This is a genomic window from Prolixibacteraceae bacterium, assembly GCA_019720755.1.
Lineage (GTDB): Bacteria > Bacteroidota > Bacteroidia > Bacteroidales > Prolixibacteraceae > Halosquirtibacter > Halosquirtibacter laminarini.
Genome location: CP081303.1, coordinates 4,306,300 through 4,323,760 on the forward strand (window position 1 = coordinate 4,306,300; position 17,461 = coordinate 4,323,760).

Sequence of the window (17,461 nt, forward strand, 5' to 3'; positions counted from 1 at the left end):
AAGTCTCTCTCTTTTTGCTGAGTCTAAAGAGTTTTAGTCTTTAACAATATCTGAATATGCTTTTGCATCTAAGAGTTCTTCAAGTTCAGTAGTATCTGCGATTTCAATTTTGATCATCCAACCTTCTTCAAAAGGGTCATTATTTACAAGTTCTGGAGCATCTTCAAGATTACCATTCACTTCAACTACTTTCCCTGTAATAGGCATAAATAGGTCAGAAACGGTCTTAACAGCTTCTACAGTACCAAAAACTTCTTCTTTATCTAGGTCTTCATCTTCAGTCTCAATTTCGACATATACAATTTCTCCTAGTTCCGATTGAGCAAAGTCCGTGATCCCAACAGTTGCGATATTTCCTTCAACCTTAACCCATTCGTGGTCTTTGGTATACTTTAGATTTTCTGGAATATTCATAGCTTTAATTTTAATCTTTTTGTAACTTCCCCCTAAGTTAGAATATTTTTTTTAATATGAATCTAGCGATCGTCAATGAGTGATAAAAAACATATAAATTTGACAGATGCGAAAATTAATGTTTAGTTGAAACTATTTTTATTGAGAATATGTTTAAAGAAGTAATTCAATCTATTGGAGATATTGATAGAGTGGCAAGAGAATTTTTAGAAGCACACTCTGATGAAACAGTTTTTGCTTTTTATGGAACGATGGGAGTTGGAAAAACTACATTTATAAAAGCACTGTGTGAAGTATTAGAAGTGGAGGACTATGTAACAAGTCCTACCTTTTCTTTAGTGAATGAGTACGCAAGTTCCAAAGGGAATATATTTCACTTTGATTTCTATCGGATAAAAAACATCCAAGAGGTGTATGATTTTGGATATGAAGAGTATTTCTATTCAGGGAAGATATGCCTTATAGAATGGCCTGAACTTATTGATCCTCTTCTTCCGACCAATACTGTAGTTGTTAAATTGGAAGAGCAAGAAGATGGGACCAGAATGATTACGACTCAAAAATTATAATGTATGAATAATCGAGATTTGTTAAGACTGGAATCTCTTACCCAGCAAAAGCTTTTGCCACAAGAGGAGCTTAAGCACCATATTTCAGGGAAGCAACAGTTAACTATTGGGATTATAGGATCTGATCCCAAAGAGGAAAATAGAATTTCTCTTACTCCTCAGGGTTGTGAACTTCTGATCAAAAATGGGAATGTTGTTCGTATGCTTACAAAAGCAGGTAAAGGAGCCAGTTTTGATGATGTCGATTACTCTGAGTATGGAGTGGATATATGTAGTTCTTTAGATGAGGTCTTTGAATGTCAAATACTCGTAAAGATGACCCCTCTAGATATTTCAGAGGTTCAATATCTTAAAAAAGGACAAATAATATTCTCTCCTTTACAATTGTTTCTACAATCGAAAGACCTTATTCAGAAACTTCAAAAGAAACGTGTTACTTGTATCTCATTCGAGTATCTTCAGAATGATTACAACGAGTATCCTATTGCTCAGATATTGTCTGAATTGTCTGGTATGCTTGCAATACAAGTTGCAACAAACTACCTTTCAAATGACTGCAAGGGTAGGGGTGTTTTTTTAGGAGGTATCACAGGTATTTCTCCTGCAGAGGTTGTCATTTTAGGAGCTAGTACTGCATCTGAATATGCTGCTAGAAGTGCTTCAGCAATGGGAGCTACGGTAAAAGTGTTTGATGATAGCGTCAATCGTCTTAGAGACATGAACACAAAGATTGGTGGCTATCTTTCTACCTCTATCTTTTACCCACAAGCTTTGGCTAAGGCTTTTAAAAGTGCAGATGTAGTTATTGGTGCACTTCCCAAGAATAGTCCTTTAGATCTTTTTATTCCTGAAGAGACAATGAGGATATTAAAGCAAGGAGCGGTAGTGATTGATTTAAATATGATGCAAGGAGGCTGTTTTGAGGGGTCAGAACTAAGAAGTATGCACAATCCATCCTATGTTAAGAATGGATTGGTTTACTATTGTGTTCGGGATATTACTACACGTGTTTCACGTTCAGCCTCTATTGCATTGAGTAATGTCTTGACTTCTGTATTACTTGGACTTTCAAATAGTCCGAGCATTGCAAATCACATTCGATACAACATAGGTTTTGCAGAAGGTGTTTATATCTATAATGGGGTGTTGACCAATCAAGATGTTGGCCAACATTTGGGATTAGATTATAAGGGTTTAGACCTTCTTTTTCCTCTCTTATAGACAAACAAATATCGATGTTGAAAGAGGTTTAATATTGATCGAAATATCAGGTCTAATCTCTTTTAACTGTAAGCTTTCAATGTCTAATTGAAAGGAGTGTTCATTAGAGATATTTAGAGGCAATATTTCTGTATGATTCGAAAATACTACGGTTAATTTATGAATATTCCATCTATTTTTTGAAGATATATTCATCGAGAAATTGACGATACCTGGAATGTAGTCTTCTGAAAAAGAGATCACTTCTTCTATGTTTTCTATTTCAGATAGGCGAAATTCAGATATCTCTTTTCTTATTTTTATTAGGTTTCTTAAATATGAAGAGAGGTTTTTTATCTCTCCTTTTTTATCACTCCACTTGATTTGATTGATAAAGTCAGGCGATTTATAACTGTTTTGAATGCCTTCTTTTGATCGAAGAAGTTCCACTCCACTATGCAAGAATGGGATTCCTTGTGAAAATAGGGTGATAGCCAACGCTAGTTTTACGCGAAGGATCTTTGAGCTATTTTGTTCTGATGGTGTTACGAGTGATAATTTATCATAGATGGTATAATCATCATGACATGAGAAATAATTGACTACTTGAGCTGCATTGTTAGCCCAGTTTTGTTGTGGGATCAGAGTGTTATTGATTTGTGTATGTTCTAGTCCTCCAATAATTGCTTTTTTGAGCGACTCTTCTTGATTTTGTAGGCCACTAATAAACCCTAGTGAATTTGAATTAAACTGATTGCCTTTTAGTGTATCACGAAATTCATCGGAAAAGCAAGCAATATTTTGGAGTTTACTTGTGTTTGCTTTTACCGCTCTTTGGTTCTCTTCGAGTACCGATTTATCAGCACTCCATCCTTCTCCATAAAGTAGTATTGAAGGGTTAATAGCCCTCAATTCTTCTTGAATAATATTCATTGTTTCAATGTCATAGATTCCCATTAAGTCAAATCTAAAGCCATCTATATGATAGTTCTCACACCAAAACTTTAATGAGTCAATGATGTATTTTCGAACCATCTCTTTTTCTGTTGCAAGTTCATTTCCACAACCACTTGCATTGGACAAGGTGCCATCGCTGTATTTTCGGAAATAGTATCCAGGATATAATTCTTCAAAATAGTTGTTTTTGATTAATCCTGTGTGATTGTATACGACATCTAAAACGACTCCAATACCTTTTTTGTGTAAGGCCAATACCATCTTCTTGAATTCGATCATACGTTTTAACCCATTTTCAGGTGCTGTACTGTAAGCCCCTTCAAGTGTATTAAAATTTAGTGGATCGTATCCCCAATTATATTTATCCTTTGGAAGTTTCTCATCGATAGAGACGAAATCAGCGACGGGAAGCAAATGAACATGGGTTATTCCTAGCTCTACGAGATGGTCAAGTCCTGTTGATTGTCCGTATGAATTTTGGGTATTTTGTTCCGTAAGACCGAGAAAAAGACCTGAGTTTTCAACCCCTGAATCGGGATGTATAGTGAAGTCTCTAATACTCATCTCGTAGAGAACAGCATCTGTATACCTCTTTAGTTTAACGTATGAATCGTTACCCCATCCATCTGGATATGTTTTATTAGAATCAAAGATATATCCTCTAATTCCATTGATACCCGTTGATTTCGCATAAATATCTGGAACTTGATTAAGCCATCCCTCTTCTCCTTCAACTTGGATTGTATAGTAAAGGTCATCTAAATCTTTATCTATTTCAGCATCCCATATTCCATTGCCTTTTGATTTTAATAATACTTCAAAAAGAAGGCTTCCTCCAGAGCCATTAGAATAAATTCTCCAAATGATCCTCTTCGCGTCGAGAGACCACAATTTAAGAGAGGTTTTCTCTTTTGTGTAGTGTATCCCTAGGTCTAAGTCTTGATTGATTTGCCTAGAGTCTAAATCAACTTTATGTGAGGTGTTATGTGTTGGTGTCATATGCTAAAGATAATAAGAAGAACTTAATGGTTTTGTTCGGGTGCAACAAAGTATATTATCTTTTTTAGTTATGCAATAGACTCTGTTATGTTCTGAAAAACAAAAAAGGTAGAAGAGTGGCTCTTCTACCTTTTGTATCTATTGTTAAATAGACCTATTTTTTAGACCAAGAATCTCTTAAACCAACCGTTTTGTTGAATACCATATTTTCAGCCGTTGAGTCTTTATCAACGTTGAAATATCCAAGGCGTTCAAATTGAAAATGATCTTCAACTTTAGCGTCTTTAACAAATGGTTCGATGTAGCACTTGTTCAAAACTTTTAAAGAATCTGGATTAAGAAAATCTAGATAGTTCTTGTCTTTATGTCCCGATGGTGATGGGTCGTTAAAAAGACGATCGTAGTCACGAACTTCTGCTTCAATATTCTCCGTCGTAGAAACCCAATGAAGTGTTCCTTTGACTTTTCTTCCATCAGGTGATGTTCCACCTTTGGAAGCAGGGTCATATGTACATCTTAGTTCGATTATCTCTCCATTTTCATCTTTGATAACTTCGTTACAAGTGATGAAATATGCATAACGCAGACGAACCTCTTTACCTACTGAAAGTCTGAAGAATTTTCTAGGAGCATTCTCCATAAAGTCTTCTTTTTCAATATAGATTTCACGAGTAAATGGAACTTTACGTTTCCCCATCGAAGGATCTTCTGGGTTATTTACAGCATCTAACTCTTCTACTTGATCTTCCGGGTAGTTCGTAATAACCACTTTTAATGGATTTACTACTCCCATAACACGTTGTGCTGTTTTATTAAGATCTTCCCTAACAGCATGCTCTAAAAGAGCTACGTCTGTAACGCCATTGGTTTTAGTAATACCAATTTTATCACAGAAGTTTCTAATAGATACTGGAGTATATCCGCGTCTCTTAAGCCCTGAAATAGTAGGCATCCTTGGATCATCCCATCCTGTTACATGACCATTCTCCACTAGTGCAAGAAGGTTACGCTTACTCATGATGGTATAACTAAGATTAAGACGAGAGAACTCTATTTGTTGAGGTCTGTATTCCCCTTCTTTTAATTGTTCAATGAACCAATCATAAAGAGGTCTGTGTACTTCGAATTCAAGTGTACAGATAGAATGAGTAATATTCTCCCAATAGTCTCCCTGTCCGTGTGCAAAATCATAAATAGGATAGATACACCATTTATCATCAGTTCTATGGTGGTGAACCTTCATGATTCGGTACAAAAGAGGGTCTCTCATGTGCATGTTTGGAGAGGCCATATCAATTTTTGCACGAAGAACACAGTCTCCTTCATCATACTCTCCTGCCTTCATTTTTTCGAACCCAGCGAGGTTTTCTTCTGGAGTAGTATTTCTGTATGGACTTTCTGTCCCAGGACGTGTTGGTGTACCTCTTTGTGCACTAATTGTTTCTTGGTTTTGGAAATCAACGTAAGCCAAGCCTTTATTAATTAATGCCACTGCGAAGTCATAAAGCTTGTCAAAATAGTCTGAGGTGTAGTACTCTCTATCGCCCCAATCAAAACCAAGCCATTTGATATCGTTCTTTATTGAATCGACATATTCAGTACTCTCTTTGGAAGGGTTTGTATCATCAAATCTTAAATTTGTAATACCTCCATATTTCTGGGCAGTACCAAAATTTAGACATATTGACTTTGCATGCCCAATGTGCAAATATCCGTTAGGCTCAGGAGGGAATCGTGTATGGATATTTAATTCTCCTTTTGCTTTTGCAATTTCTCCCTCTATGATTTGGTGGATGAAGTTAGTCGGAACTTTGGACTCTTCTGTCCCATTCGTTTTCTTCGTGTCTGTCATATTGTATCTCTTTATTTTGCAATGACTTGATATAGTTAATCAAAGTGTGCAAAAAGCTAATTTTAAAATAGAAAAGAGTGGAAAGAGAGGAGTAGTAATACAACATCTCTATCATATTACAAAAGTAAAATAGTTTCTTTAAACTCTTTCGATTTTTATTTATTAATTTGCATCAAAACATAGGTTTTAAGCAGATGTCATTATTTTGTATGGCATTTGAAAAAAAGAATATATAATGCAATACGGTGTAATTGAGATTGAAGATATGTATTTTCATGCATATCATGGACATTTTAAGGAAGAGCAAGTTGTTGGAAACAATTTTATCGTTTATGTCCGAATAGAAACTGATTGTTCTAAAGCTTCTGTTACAGATGACTTAGATGATGCTTTAAACTATCTTAAGGCGTATGAATTAATACAAGAGGAGATGATGATTCCATCTAAGTTATTAGAGCATGTAACGTCTCGTATATTGGATCGATTATATCGTGATTTTGAAGGCCAAGTTCATCATGCAAGAATTAAAGTGTCTAAGCTTAATCCTCCAATGGGTGGGCAGATTGGCTCTGTGAGTGTGACTCAAGAGAGATAATTAATATTTTTTAGTTTGAAGTGTTGTATGTAGTTTCTTTTTTATTACATTTGCAACCGCAAACGCAAATAAAGGTCGGTTGGCCGAGTGGCTAGGCAGTGGTCTGCAAAACCATCCACGGCGGTTCGAATCCGCCACTGACCTCAATTTTTATTAATGCGTTTGGGTCGGTTGGCCGAGTGGCTAGGCAGTGGTCTGCAAAACCATCCACGGCGGTTCGAATCCGCCACTGACCTCTAATCTCATCACTATATCTGTGATGGGATTTTTTTTTGGACATAATAGACGTTCTATATTATTATACATGTATTAGTTTAGTTTAACACATTTGTTTGAAATAAAATGAGTTATGAATTGTCTTATATATGAAAGATGATTCTATTATCCCTTTTTAGGATCATTAGTTTTATTAGAAATGCTTAATTAAAGATTGTACAATGAAAGCAATATTATGCTCAATTGTTGCTCTTTTTATCTGTGTTAATAAAAATGAGCCGACATATAGTCTAAGTGATGTTCAGACTTTAAAACAGATTGTCTTAGATAATGTATCCGTAAATGGAACAGAAGACAATGCTTTGTCCAAATTAGGTTGGACAAGTCCAAATATCATTCATTGGAAGAATATTATTTGGACGAGTACTATCCCTAAGCGGGTGGAAGGACTAAATCTATCTAGCATGCAATTAGAACGGGTTGATCTTCGTGGGTTGTTTGCATTGAAGCAGGTTGACTTGAGCAATAATCATTTGCAGCAGGTTCTTTTGCCTCCATTTCCTACCATGATTGACCTTAGTCACAACAGTCTAAAACAAATTGATATTCATGATCTGTATCTATTAAGCTCTTTAGATATAAGCTATAACCACTTAGACGAAATTATACTTCCTCAAAAGTCCCATCTTCAGTTGCTTGATGTTTCATTCAATTTTCTTTCTTCTTTAAATATGTCTAATCAGTCGAAATTGGAGACTTTTATGTTTGCTTCCAATAGACTTACAGAATTGGATCTAAGCAGTTGTTATGAAATTACAAGTATAAAAGGGAGGAACAACTTATTAAACAAAGTAATCATGCCCAAGATGCTAAAACACTCTTTTCCATCGATAGAATTGATGAATGATATAGATGGATGTGAGAATGAATTTCCATTATTAGAAGTGTCAGAATACCACTCTAAAGAGGTAAATCAGTTAACTTATATAGAGAATGCAAAAGAGACTGTAGAGCAAATAAATAAGATTTTAGGACCTGAATATACTTCTAAATCTCGAAAGGATAAAGTGTTTCATTTCTAAAGCGAAGGAATATTTTATTTAGAATTATCAAGTGGATAAACCTACAGTGTGCCATTCGACTTTAGAGCTCTAAAGAGAGTACTTTGAAATGATATTGGTTCGTCCTTCGCTTACGAATGAGAAACGGATCGCTTACGGTTTGGTTACCCATAGAGTAACCAAAGGGTATCTAAAGGGTAACTAAAGGGTAACGGAAGGGATAATGAAGTCAGTTCATGAACAATTTTAGGTGATGTGGTTAAGCAGGTGAAGTGATATTATTATTCTAATGACTCTATTCAGTGCCGACCTATTGATTTGCAGGACTCGAATATTCCCTAGAGAGGTTTTTTCTATTCTTGGTGCGATGAATATTGTATACGATTCTTCCAATAGCGATGTCTATGTAGATGAAAAAATGAGATCAAATAAAGAGGTATATTTATGCCAAACAAGAACGCCATGGTGATATTAATATCCTTATACATAAGTACTACTTTTTCAAAACATCTTTTTTAACTCACACGCCACCTTAAAATCGTGTAATAATGAAACGGTTCGTAAAATGATAGACGTATATTGGATTTGGTTTACAGTGAGCGTATAAAAAATAAAAAGAGGTTGCTCCTTTTATTTAAAATATGAGGCAATATAAGACGTTTTGATCAACTCAGGAGGAATGTTTCTACTGAAGTGTTTATGTCTAATGAGATCCTTTTAGAGTAGTGTGAACAAGCGTACTGAAGTAGCTCATCTCTATGCTATTTCACAAATATAGACACCTTGCCACTCTCCTTATATTTTGCCTGAACTACTTTGTACACGATTTAGTCTGCTGCTTCATTCAAATGAACAATCTATATCAAAGTTAATCTTTCAGTTTTATGGAGTATCTTTTGAATAGATAGTTTATAACTACTTGATTCATATGTGATATGTATACGATAAATATTATTGATATTAAGCAGAGGTTCCAATGAGACAAGTGCCATTCAATAATATTATCGACTGATTTCGGGAATAGAAAATTGACGAGTGTTGTCAGTGCAACAGCAGTAACGACATAGATACCCACGATTTGAATCCATGATACGAAGAGCTTTTTGTAGCTATGTTTTGTAGCTATTTTAGAGATAACTCTCTTTGTGAAGTTCTCTGGAATCACCATTTTATCTTTCGAACTACTTAAAGACTTTGCAATTAATTGGTCTAATTCATTGTCATAATGTTTCATACCTGTTCCTCCTTCAACTCTTTCCTATATTTTTTACTTACAATCTCTTTAATTCTTGTTCTTGCCCTATTTAGCATTGATTTAACCGACCCCAACGGTTTCTTTGTTATTTCAGATATCTCTTCGTAAGAGAACTCTTCGTTGTAGAATAGGTTTATTAAACATTGCGAATCATAGGGAAGTTTCTTAATAGCATCTTGTACCATCTGTTGTTTCTCTTCTTTGTACAAATTCGCAAGAATCTCTTCATTAGAAGGGGTTAAATTCTCATAAGAACTGAGATCTTCACTAGGGGATACCATAGGTCTCTTTTTTCTCTTATAATCAATACCGTGTCGCCATGTGATGGATGCTACCCAGGTAGAGATCTTTGACTCGTTTCTAAAACTATCTATCTTCTCGTATAGTTTGATAAAGACTTCTTGTGCAAGATCTTCAACCACTTCTTGGGTAAAGCCCATCTTATATAACATATGGAATACAAGTCTCTGGTATTTACGTACCAAAAACTCGAAAGCATGAGTGTTTCCTTTTTTAATCTGTTTTATAAGCGTTTTATCATCCATATGTTCTATAGGACGGCATTTGGTATTGTAAGGTTTCAAAATTAAAATTTATTTTTTTGAAACCTTACAATAAGCTTTGTCGTCAAATGGACAAACGAACATTAAAATTTATTATTATGGGTGTATTTATTCCTATCGCATTGTTTTACACAATTTATAAAATTGTTTTGGTAATAACGAGTGCGCGATTACAGACGAGAAGACTAAATATATTAAAGAGTGGCGAAGTGGATGTGAAAACATTAAATGAATTGCCGAACACTTTTACTAATTTATCCGATACATGTAGTGATTTAAAAACTGGATCAACAGAACGATGGAGTAGCCTGAAATGGGCCTTTGTTGCCATCTTTTCTGGTTTTGGATTTTTTATCATAGAGAAGATGTATGCCCAAAATGGAGAACCTTTACAATACTACAGTATAAGGAATGCTATTGGTCCCTTAGGGCTTGAGTTGTGCATGATTGGTTTGGGCTTTTTAACCTATTTTGTTGTGGTTTATTTTTTACAAAAAAGAGAAAAGTAATATTCTTCTTTAATAGAAAATCAGAAAAAGATACGGTGATTTCGGTATCTCTTTTTGTTTTTTTGACAAATGGAGTATCTATTTAATTTATACATAGAGTCGAATTGGATCTTTGATTGAGCTGTGTTTTATGATAAGTTGTATTTAAATACATGATAGATGTCATAGGAGATTGTTAATCTTTAGTTGTTGAACTTAAATGTGTTCTACATTGATGAAAAAATGGAATGACAGCTTACGATTTTAATAATATATCTATATATTTATAATGTTTAAAACTAAATAAACTGAAAAAACACAATGAAAAGAGATAGAAGACGCTTTATTAAAGAGCTCTCTGTAGGAGCTGGCGCTGTTGCTGCGATGCCTTTGGTTTCTTGTACTGCAACCAAAGAGACTGTAAAAGTGAATGACGATTCAACTGACGGCTTTGACGGTCATTTTAACATGAGTGGCTATGCGGCACCTAAGTTGGACACTGTTCGTATTGGTTTTGTTGGTATTGGCGACAGAGGAGCTGGAGCAGTGGAGCGAATGACACATATTGAAGGAGTAGAAATTGCTGCAATTTGTGATATTCGTCAGGGAGCTTTAGATGGAGCACAAAAGATAATTGCAAAAGCAGGACTTCCTAAAGCAAAAGAGTTTATCGGAGGAGATAGAGCTTTTGAAAAGTTATGTGATAGTAACTTGGTAGACCTTGTTTATATTGCGACACCATGGGAGTGGCACGTGCCAGTGGCTATTGCTGCAATGGAAGGAGACAAGCATGCTGCTGTTGAGGTATCTACTGCTCGTACCATGGAAGAGTGTTGGCAAATGGTTGAGACTTCTGAAAGAACCAAAAAACACTGCGTAATTCTTGAAAACTGTTGTTATGACTTCTTCGAAATGCTCACATTGAGTATGGCACAGAATGGCATATTCGGTGACCTGATTCATGGTGAGGGTGCATATATCCACGACCTAGACTATTGGTTGTTTAATAAGCCAAAAGACGAAAAGATGACAGATGGAGCATACACTCGTATGTGGAGAATGTATGAGAACCAACGTATGGCAAATGTTTATCCAACTCATGGTTTAGGACCAATTTGTCAGGCAATGAATGTGAATCGTGGAGACCGTATGGACTACCTTACTTCGATCATGTCTGATGATTTCACTTTAGAACAACGAATCAAAGAGAAGGCAAAAGAGGATCCTTTCTTCGAAAAATTCGTTGGTAAGAAGATGCGTGGAAATATGGATATACAATTGATACGTACTATTAAAGGACGAACGATTATGATTCAGCATGATGTCTCTTCTCCTCGTCCATATTCTCGTATTCATATGTTGAGTGGAACGAAATGTTTTGCACAGAAGTGGCCTAAACAGCATCTTGCTTTTGGTCACCATATCTTAGATAACAAAGAGTTTAAAGATATGGAAGAGAAGTATACTCCTGAGCTAATTCGTCGTGTAGGAGAGATGGCTAAAAAAGTTGGTGGTCATGGTGGAATGGACTTTGTGATGGACTGGAGATTGATTGACTGTTTACGTAATGGTCTACCAGTAGATATGGATGTGTATGATGCTGCTGCATGGAGTTGTTTGACACCTCTAAGCGAGTGGTCTATTGCGAATCGTTCTGCACCTATCGATATTCCTGACTTTACTAGAGGTGGATGGAAAACCAATAAACCTGTTGATTTGAGTATGTCAAAAGGTGGGGATACTGGGGTTCGTAACCTTAAAAATGCAGATGGAAAAGGACAATTAAGTGTAGAGTAATGATTCAGACTCTATCCTTCATTGGATAAAAAAATAAAAGGAGTCTCCTGCGATAGGGGACTCCTTTTTTAATATTTAAGTAGTAGGATGTTTGGATTAATCCAATTTAAGTACTGCTAAGAAAGCTTTCTGTGGTACTTCTACATTACCTACCTGTTTCATACGTTTTTTACCTTTCTTCTGTTTTTCAAGAAGTTTACGCTTACGAGAGATATCTCCACCATAACATTTTGCAGTAACATCTTTACGTACTGCTTTTACTGTTTCACGAGAGATAATCTTAGCTCCTACGGCAGCTTGAATAGCAATATCAAATTGTTGTCGAGGGATTAACTCTTTCAGTTTTTCGCATACACGACGCCCAAAAGTCTGCGCATTGTCGAAGTGAATAAGGGCAGAAAGTGCATCCACCATCTCTCCATTAAGAAGAATATCTAAACGAACTAATTTAGCTCTTTGATGTCCTGTTTGGTGATAGTCAAAAGAGGCATACCCTTTGGATATACTTTTTAGTTTGTCATAAAAATCAAAGACGATCTCACCTAAAGGCATACTGAATGTTAGTTCTACACGATCTGTCGTAAGATAGTTTTGATGTGAAAGAACTCCACGTTTTTCCATACATAGCGACATTACCTGTCCGATATAATCTGATTTTGTAATGATCTGTGCTTGAATTACTGGTTCTTCGATGTAATCGACAAGAGTTACTTCAGGCAAACCACTTGGATTATACACTTCGTACTCTTCTCCTTTGTGAGTGTGAACAATGTAGGAAACGTTAGGAACTGTTGTGATCACATTGATACTAAATTCTCGATCAAGTCGTTCTTGAATAATTTCCATATGAAGAAGTCCTAAGAATCCACAACGGAATCCGAAACCAAGGGCCGCCGATGATTCTGGCTCATAAGTAAGAGAAGCATCATTTAACTGAAGTTTCTCCATTGCTGCCCGAAGATCTTCATAGTCTTCACTGTCAATAGGATATACTCCGGCAAAAACCATTGGTTTAACCTCCTCGAAGCCATCAATAAGTCCTTCACAAGGGTTCTCTTTATGAGTGATAGTATCTCCCACTTTCACCTCTTTGGCTGTCTTGATACTACAGATAATATATCCTACATCTCCTGTTGATAGTTTTTTTGCTGGATCCATATTAAGGCGGAGAAAACCAATCTCTTCCGCTTTATACTCTCCTTGAGTAGCCATGAATTTGACCCAATCCCCTTTGTTCATCTCTCCATTAACCACTTTAAAATAAGCGATTACCCCTCTAAATGGGTTAAAAACAGAGTCAAAGATCAAACACTGGAGCGGAGCTTTAGGATCTCCCACAGGAGCAGGAACTTTATGGATAATGGTCTCTAAAAGAAAATCAACACCTTCTCCTGTTTTTCCAGAAGCACGTAAGATGTCTTCTCTACTACAACCGATAAGATCTATAATTTGATCCTCTACGACCTCAGGCATCGCATTTGGAAGATCCATTTTGTTCAAAACAGGGATGATTTCCAAATCATTCTCGATAGCAAGATATAGGTTCGATATAGTTTGAGCTTGTATTCCTTGGGTAGCATCCACGATAAGGAGTGCCCCTTCACAGGCAGCTATAGATCTCGAAACTTCGTATGAGAAGTCCACGTGGCCCGGAGTATCAATAAGGTTGAGGATATACTCTTCTCCCTTATATTGGTAATCCATTCGAATTGCATGACTTTTAATGGTAATACCACGCTCCTTCTCTAGGTCCATGTCATCCAAAACCTGCGCTTTCATCTCCCTTTCACTAATCGTTTGTGTTACTTGAAGTAAACGATCGGCGAGAGTGCTTTTCCCATGATCAATATGGGCAATAATACAAAAGTTACGAATATTCTTCATCGGTATAATCTATATCGAAATAGTGTTGGAATAAAGCTTACGATACTGTAATTGATCCAACTTATTGTTTGCTAAATATATGGATAGTTGTACATCATGTTGTGTTTTCCGATCCTAAGGATTTTATTTCAACAATAGATGTCCCCTCCAATTTGGCAAATATACCGAAATTTTACTAATTGTCCCCATTAAAATATTGGTGGTATGATAATTAATACCCATTACATTCTGAAATGAGCCCTAAGTCCTTATGAATATTTTTTGTTTGGTCTATCAAAGCGAAACTTTGGGTTCGAATAGGACTGAATATGTATAATACATGCAGGTAATTATTGATGAATATTAAAACATTAAAATCCCCTAAATATATATTTGGAAGTCAGTGAAGGATGGAGTACTTTAGAATATCCTACAAATGAGTTACTACTAGCATGCATCTGTTGATCCTTCTACAGATAATAATTATCGATTATTTTCAAAAAATAAAAATAGAGCTTGGTATCGATATGCCTTTTATTATTAGGTGTTGAAGCCATGTGTGAAGAGGGTAACTATCTAATATAACCTAAATAACTATGAAGTATGTAATTTTATTGTTCATGTTCATTAATACAGAATATGATTGTTTTTCTAAAGACAAATCCACTGTGTCACAGGAAGAAGTGGCTGTGATTCATGAGATTAATGATTGTGAAATTAGAGGAACAGGAGATTGTAAAGAGATGTTTTTAACATTAAAAGATTCCACTTTTACTGATTTCTTGGGTGATTCCACTTTGGCAACAGGATATGTGTCAATCCAGGTAGAACGGAGTATTCGGGCGATCGATTTCATTGACTTTGGAGAAAATGATATTTGTGCTAGTGCAGATGGTGAGCTTATTCATGGAAAAAGAGAGGGGGAGTGGAAAATTAGTCAATACCTAAACGAGAGTTATCCTTATGTAAGAAAGATGCGTTATGTAAATAACATATTAGATGGTGATTGTTATATATATGATACAAAAGACAAATTGATCGATACTTTGACCTTTAAGCAAGGTACGGGGGGGGTATCGGGATTATTATCCCGAAAGTGGTGTTTTGAAGGTTGAAGGGCATTTGTCTAAAGGGAAACGAGATGGTCGTTGGTCTTATTATAGTGAAAGTGGTGAGTTGCTTAAAGTGGACGTGTATCGTAAAGGCTTATCTCTAACAGGAATTTAATATGAAGCATATATTCGTCATAATCATTTTAGCCTTTCTACCCTTAGCGTTATCGGCACGAGATCATAGAGTGAAGAAGCAAAGAAATAAGAGTCTAGAGAAGATGAATCGGTCGTTACCTCGCCTTCATGTATTGGATTGTAATTTAAAAGAAATAAACAGAGATACTCCTCTGTTTCTAATTCATCAAGGTTTGTTTCTCAATTTGGATTCTACGATGTTGAACGCAGTGGTGTACATATATTTAACCAAAACGGATGAAAAGTCTACCGTTTATGGTTGGATTAGTGGGAAGGTAAAAGATGGAATGCGAGATGGTACTTGGATCAAAGAAGTATATACCATCAAGCGAAAACATGTCGTTGTACAGAAGTTGAACTATCGTAATGAACAATTGGATGGAGACTATTTTGTATATAATTTACAAGGGGATATTTTGAGAACAGACTATGGTGGTGATTTGCCAGTATCGGTGTATTACACCCTAAAGGGTAAATGGGTTTCTGAGAAGCAGTACTATGATGTGAAAAGAGGACAGAAAACGGGGAGTTTTGTTCGTGGTACTGGTTTTTATTTAGATTACTATTATGATACAGGTAAGCTTAAAGAGCGAGGGGCATTAAAGGATGGGAAGAAAGATGGACAATGGTACATTTTCGATCCGACAGGCAGGGCTCTAAGAGTTGATACTTATCATCATGGCTTTCGTCTGTATGATTAGATAGGTGCCCATGAAGTGAAAGACTTGTGCTAGTTTATTGCCACGTGTGTATTGAAGTGATGTTCGTATGAAGCGGTGATGTCGTTCTTGTATGAATAAATTGGTTTAGATCCAGCAGAGTTGGATGTCTGAATGTCAAATAGCTTTGGATTTGACGGATGGAGAAAGAAAAAATAGAACTGTCTTGCTGGTCGATTCCATATGTATTGATCCATAAAGATTGTTTCTTCTTGCTCAATTAGTTCATATAACATATATTTGATTTGTAGTCTAAACTAGAAATTATCAACCTGTGATGTTGATCTAATGAATAGAGCGGTTTCCCTTATAAAGATCGTTCTATACTGTTTAAAAGTAGCTCTTAAAGGATGTCTGTACATGATATATTGGTGTTTGTAATATATCAAAAAAAGCATGGACAATATATTTTCATACTACTTGAGCTCTTTGTATAGAAGCACATTATAAGTGAATGATTATAATTCTAAGCTCAATCGTTTTTACTACGAATATTTCTGTCTCTATGAAACAGATAATTGTCTCTATTGAAAGTTTCTGTAACAGCCCTAGTGTACAAGTATACATGTGTGTATATGTGGGATTTATATGGTTGAAAGTAACGGATATTTCGGTCGATATATCCGTTAGTATTAAAGGGGTGGTATCATACGAATAGAGAGTCAATTTAAGTTGACTAGTGGGATGGAAATACTAATCTAGAATAAAATAACGAGTAATGGCTGATCAGTACTTTTACAAAAAGTATAATTATAATCCCAACCGAAGGATTGAACCTGCTTTCAAGCATGGCAGTATAAAAGAATATATGCCTTTTCTTATCAGTGCATCAATTCGAGAAGCGATGTTAGAAAAAGAAAAGTTAGAATCAGGAAAGGAGGGGGAGAAGTTCTTGTATGCAGATGATGAATTTTTGGTGTATGATAGTCAATCAACAGAATTTGAGACAGGCATGTACTATTTTTGGTTGTTTGCGATTTTTCCAATATTTATATCTTTTGTTTATAAAATTATTTCTGGAACAATATCTTTTGCTGATTTTATATCAAATGATATTTCGATACTTATAGGTCTTTTAATACCAGCAGTCTATTTTCGAATAAAAAAGAAGATGAACAGCAAGCCTCAGATTGTCATATTTGACCGTCTTAATGGATTGGTTCAGGTTCCAACGAAGGGGTCTTTACCACCTCAATTATTTCGTTTTGAAGATTTGCATATAGTCGCTTATTTAGGGAGTAAATCTGCTGCTGCTCGTATCGTTAAAATTGAGACAAGTAGAACTATTGTACAACTTTTTAAAAGAAGTATAAACATCCCTTTTTATGATGTGATAGCAAGTCAATCTTGGAGTTTTTGTGTTTGGTATATGGATAAGAACCGTCCACTCCCATTGGGAACAGCCTTAGATCCTTATAGAGAGAAAGACTATCAACGTCGTTTGTCAGAAGGAATGCCAGAACCATTATACCCATCTTTTATTTCGACTCCAGAACATTTTGATAAAAACTTTCATCGTATGTATGAATTAAATAAGGACGTTACAGCAGAGGATAGGGTTTCATTGAACGATAGAAATCGAAAAAAAGATAATCCTTATCGCCATAAAAGGAACGATGGACCTCCTGCTTCTCACCCATCTAGTCATTCATATTATTGAGGAGTT

15 protein-coding genes and 2 tRNA genes are annotated in these 17,461 nt (G+C 35.7%); 11 read left to right on the forward strand and 6 right to left on the reverse strand.

Going from position 1 to position 17,461, the window contains the following annotated elements:
• Positions 1-33: 33 nt before the first annotated feature.
• On the reverse strand, positions 34-414 hold the full coding sequence (gcvH, locus tag K4L44_17120) for a glycine cleavage system protein GcvH (GenBank protein QZE14211.1): 381 nt from the start codon (positions 412-414) through the stop codon (positions 34-36).
• Between the two features lie 149 nt (positions 415-563).
• On the opposite strand from gcvH, the gene tsaE reads away from it, so the two are divergent.
• On the forward strand, positions 564-983 hold the full coding sequence (gene tsaE / locus K4L44_17125; GenBank protein ID QZE14212.1) for a tRNA (adenosine(37)-N6)-threonylcarbamoyltransferase complex ATPase subunit type 1 TsaE: 420 nt from the start codon (positions 564-566) through the stop codon (positions 981-983).
• Between the two features lie 3 nt (positions 984-986).
• Positions 987-2,204: an alanine dehydrogenase gene (locus K4L44_17130; GenBank protein QZE14213.1), complete on the forward strand. Its 1,218-nt coding sequence runs from the start codon at positions 987-989 to the stop codon at positions 2,202-2,204.
• On the opposite strand, the gene pulA is transcribed toward K4L44_17130, so the two are convergent.
• Positions 2,199-4,139: a type I pullulanase gene (pulA, locus tag K4L44_17135; GenBank protein ID QZE14214.1), complete on the reverse strand. Its 1,941-nt coding sequence runs from the start codon at positions 4,137-4,139 to the stop codon at positions 2,199-2,201. The genes K4L44_17130 and pulA overlap by 6 nt on opposite strands.
• A 154-nt stretch (positions 4,140-4,293) precedes the next feature.
• On the reverse strand, positions 4,294-5,991 hold the full coding sequence (locus K4L44_17140) for a glutamine--tRNA ligase/YqeY domain fusion protein (GenBank protein ID QZE14215.1): 1,698 nt from the start codon (positions 5,989-5,991) through the stop codon (positions 4,294-4,296).
• Between the two features lie 235 nt (positions 5,992-6,226).
• On the opposite strand from K4L44_17140, the gene folB reads away from it, so the two are divergent.
• The 4 genes from folB to K4L44_17160 all read left to right on the forward strand — a co-directional run bounded on the left by folB (position 6,227) and on the right by K4L44_17160 (position 7,884).
• On the forward strand, positions 6,227-6,586 hold the full coding sequence (gene folB, locus K4L44_17145; protein ID QZE14216.1) for a dihydroneopterin aldolase: 360 nt from the start codon (positions 6,227-6,229) through the stop codon (positions 6,584-6,586).
• Between the two features lie 73 nt (positions 6,587-6,659).
• Positions 6,660-6,730 (forward strand) — tRNA-Cys (locus K4L44_17150).
• Between the two features lie 21 nt (positions 6,731-6,751).
• Positions 6,752-6,822, forward strand: a tRNA-Cys gene (locus K4L44_17155).
• Positions 6,823-7,023: 201 nt separating this feature from the next.
• A complete protein-coding gene (locus tag K4L44_17160; protein ID QZE14217.1) occupies positions 7,024-7,884 on the forward strand; it encodes a hypothetical protein in 861 nt (286 codons plus the stop codon).
• 847 nt (positions 7,885-8,731) lie between these two features.
• Here the strand turns inward: K4L44_17160 and K4L44_17165 are convergent.
• Positions 8,732-9,097 carry a hypothetical protein gene (locus tag K4L44_17165; GenBank protein ID QZE14218.1) on the reverse strand — a complete coding sequence of 122 codons (366 nt, stop codon included), beginning with the start codon at positions 9,095-9,097 and terminating at the stop codon, positions 8,732-8,734.
• On the reverse strand, positions 9,094-9,702 hold the full coding sequence (locus K4L44_17170; GenBank protein QZE14219.1) for a sigma-70 family RNA polymerase sigma factor: 609 nt from the start codon (positions 9,700-9,702) through the stop codon (positions 9,094-9,096). The genes K4L44_17165 and K4L44_17170 overlap by 4 nt, the downstream gene beginning before the upstream one ends.
• Positions 9,703-9,779: 77 nt before the next feature.
• Here K4L44_17170 and K4L44_17175 point away from each other — a divergent pair, with 77 nt between their 5' ends.
• Both K4L44_17175 and K4L44_17180 read left to right on the forward strand, forming a co-directional pair.
• Positions 9,780-10,190 carry a hypothetical protein gene (locus tag K4L44_17175; GenBank protein ID QZE14220.1) on the forward strand — a complete coding sequence of 137 codons (411 nt, stop codon included), beginning with the start codon at positions 9,780-9,782 and terminating at the stop codon, positions 10,188-10,190.
• 300 nt (positions 10,191-10,490) lie between these two features.
• Positions 10,491-11,966 carry a Gfo/Idh/MocA family oxidoreductase gene (locus tag K4L44_17180; protein QZE14221.1) on the forward strand — a complete coding sequence of 492 codons (1,476 nt, stop codon included), beginning with the start codon at positions 10,491-10,493 and terminating at the stop codon, positions 11,964-11,966.
• 96 nt (positions 11,967-12,062) lie between these two features.
• Here the strand turns inward: K4L44_17180 and lepA are convergent, their stop codons facing one another.
• The gene (lepA, locus tag K4L44_17185; GenBank protein ID QZE14222.1) at positions 12,063-13,850 is read right to left on the reverse strand and encodes a translation elongation factor 4; all 1,788 of its coding nucleotides are present in this window, start codon (positions 13,848-13,850) and stop codon (positions 12,063-12,065) included.
• A gap of 575 nt (positions 13,851-14,425) precedes the next feature.
• On the opposite strand from lepA, the gene K4L44_17190 reads away from it, so the two are divergent.
• The 3 genes from K4L44_17190 to K4L44_17200 all read left to right on the forward strand — a co-directional run bounded on the left by K4L44_17190 (position 14,426) and on the right by K4L44_17200 (position 17,455).
• Entirely contained in the window at positions 14,426-14,944 is a 519-nt protein-coding gene (locus K4L44_17190) for a hypothetical protein (GenBank protein ID QZE14223.1), read from the forward strand.
• A 113-nt stretch (positions 14,945-15,057) separates the two neighbouring features.
• A complete protein-coding gene (locus K4L44_17195; protein ID QZE14224.1) occupies positions 15,058-15,777 on the forward strand; it encodes a hypothetical protein in 720 nt (239 codons plus the stop codon).
• Between the two features lie 736 nt (positions 15,778-16,513).
• Positions 16,514-17,455 carry a hypothetical protein gene (locus tag K4L44_17200; GenBank protein ID QZE14225.1) on the forward strand — a complete coding sequence of 314 codons (942 nt, stop codon included), beginning with the start codon at positions 16,514-16,516 and terminating at the stop codon, positions 17,453-17,455.
• Positions 17,456-17,461: the final 6 nt, after the last annotated feature.

Excerpts from the sequence above, each read along its gene's own strand:
- gcvH (QZE14211.1), bottom strand. The coding sequence starts at position 414 with ATGAATATTCCAGAAAATCTAAAGTATACCAAAGACCACGAATGGGTT.
- tsaE (QZE14212.1), top strand. The coding sequence starts at position 564 with ATGTTTAAAGAAGTAATTCAATCTATTGGAGATATTGATAGAGTGGCA.
- K4L44_17130 (QZE14213.1), top strand. The coding sequence starts at position 987 with ATGAATAATCGAGATTTGTTAAGACTGGAATCTCTTACCCAGCAAAAG.
- pulA (QZE14214.1), bottom strand. The coding sequence starts at position 4,139 with ATGACACCAACACATAACACCTCACATAAAGTTGATTTAGACTCTAGG.
- K4L44_17140 (QZE14215.1), bottom strand. The coding sequence starts at position 5,991 with ATGACAGACACGAAGAAAACGAATGGGACAGAAGAGTCCAAAGTTCCG.
- folB (QZE14216.1), top strand. The coding sequence starts at position 6,227 with ATGCAATACGGTGTAATTGAGATTGAAGATATGTATTTTCATGCATAT.
- K4L44_17160 (QZE14217.1), top strand. The coding sequence starts at position 7,024 with ATGAAAGCAATATTATGCTCAATTGTTGCTCTTTTTATCTGTGTTAAT.
- K4L44_17165 (QZE14218.1), bottom strand. The coding sequence starts at position 9,097 with ATGAAACATTATGACAATGAATTAGACCAATTAATTGCAAAGTCTTTA.
- K4L44_17175 (QZE14220.1), top strand. The coding sequence starts at position 9,780 with ATGGGTGTATTTATTCCTATCGCATTGTTTTACACAATTTATAAAATT.
- K4L44_17180 (QZE14221.1), top strand. The coding sequence starts at position 10,491 with ATGAAAAGAGATAGAAGACGCTTTATTAAAGAGCTCTCTGTAGGAGCT.
- lepA (QZE14222.1), bottom strand. The coding sequence starts at position 13,850 with ATGAAGAATATTCGTAACTTTTGTATTATTGCCCATATTGATCATGGG.
- K4L44_17190 (QZE14223.1), top strand. The coding sequence starts at position 14,426 with ATGAAGTATGTAATTTTATTGTTCATGTTCATTAATACAGAATATGAT.
- K4L44_17195 (QZE14224.1), top strand. The coding sequence starts at position 15,058 with ATGAAGCATATATTCGTCATAATCATTTTAGCCTTTCTACCCTTAGCG.
- K4L44_17200 (QZE14225.1), top strand. The coding sequence starts at position 16,514 with ATGGCTGATCAGTACTTTTACAAAAAGTATAATTATAATCCCAACCGA.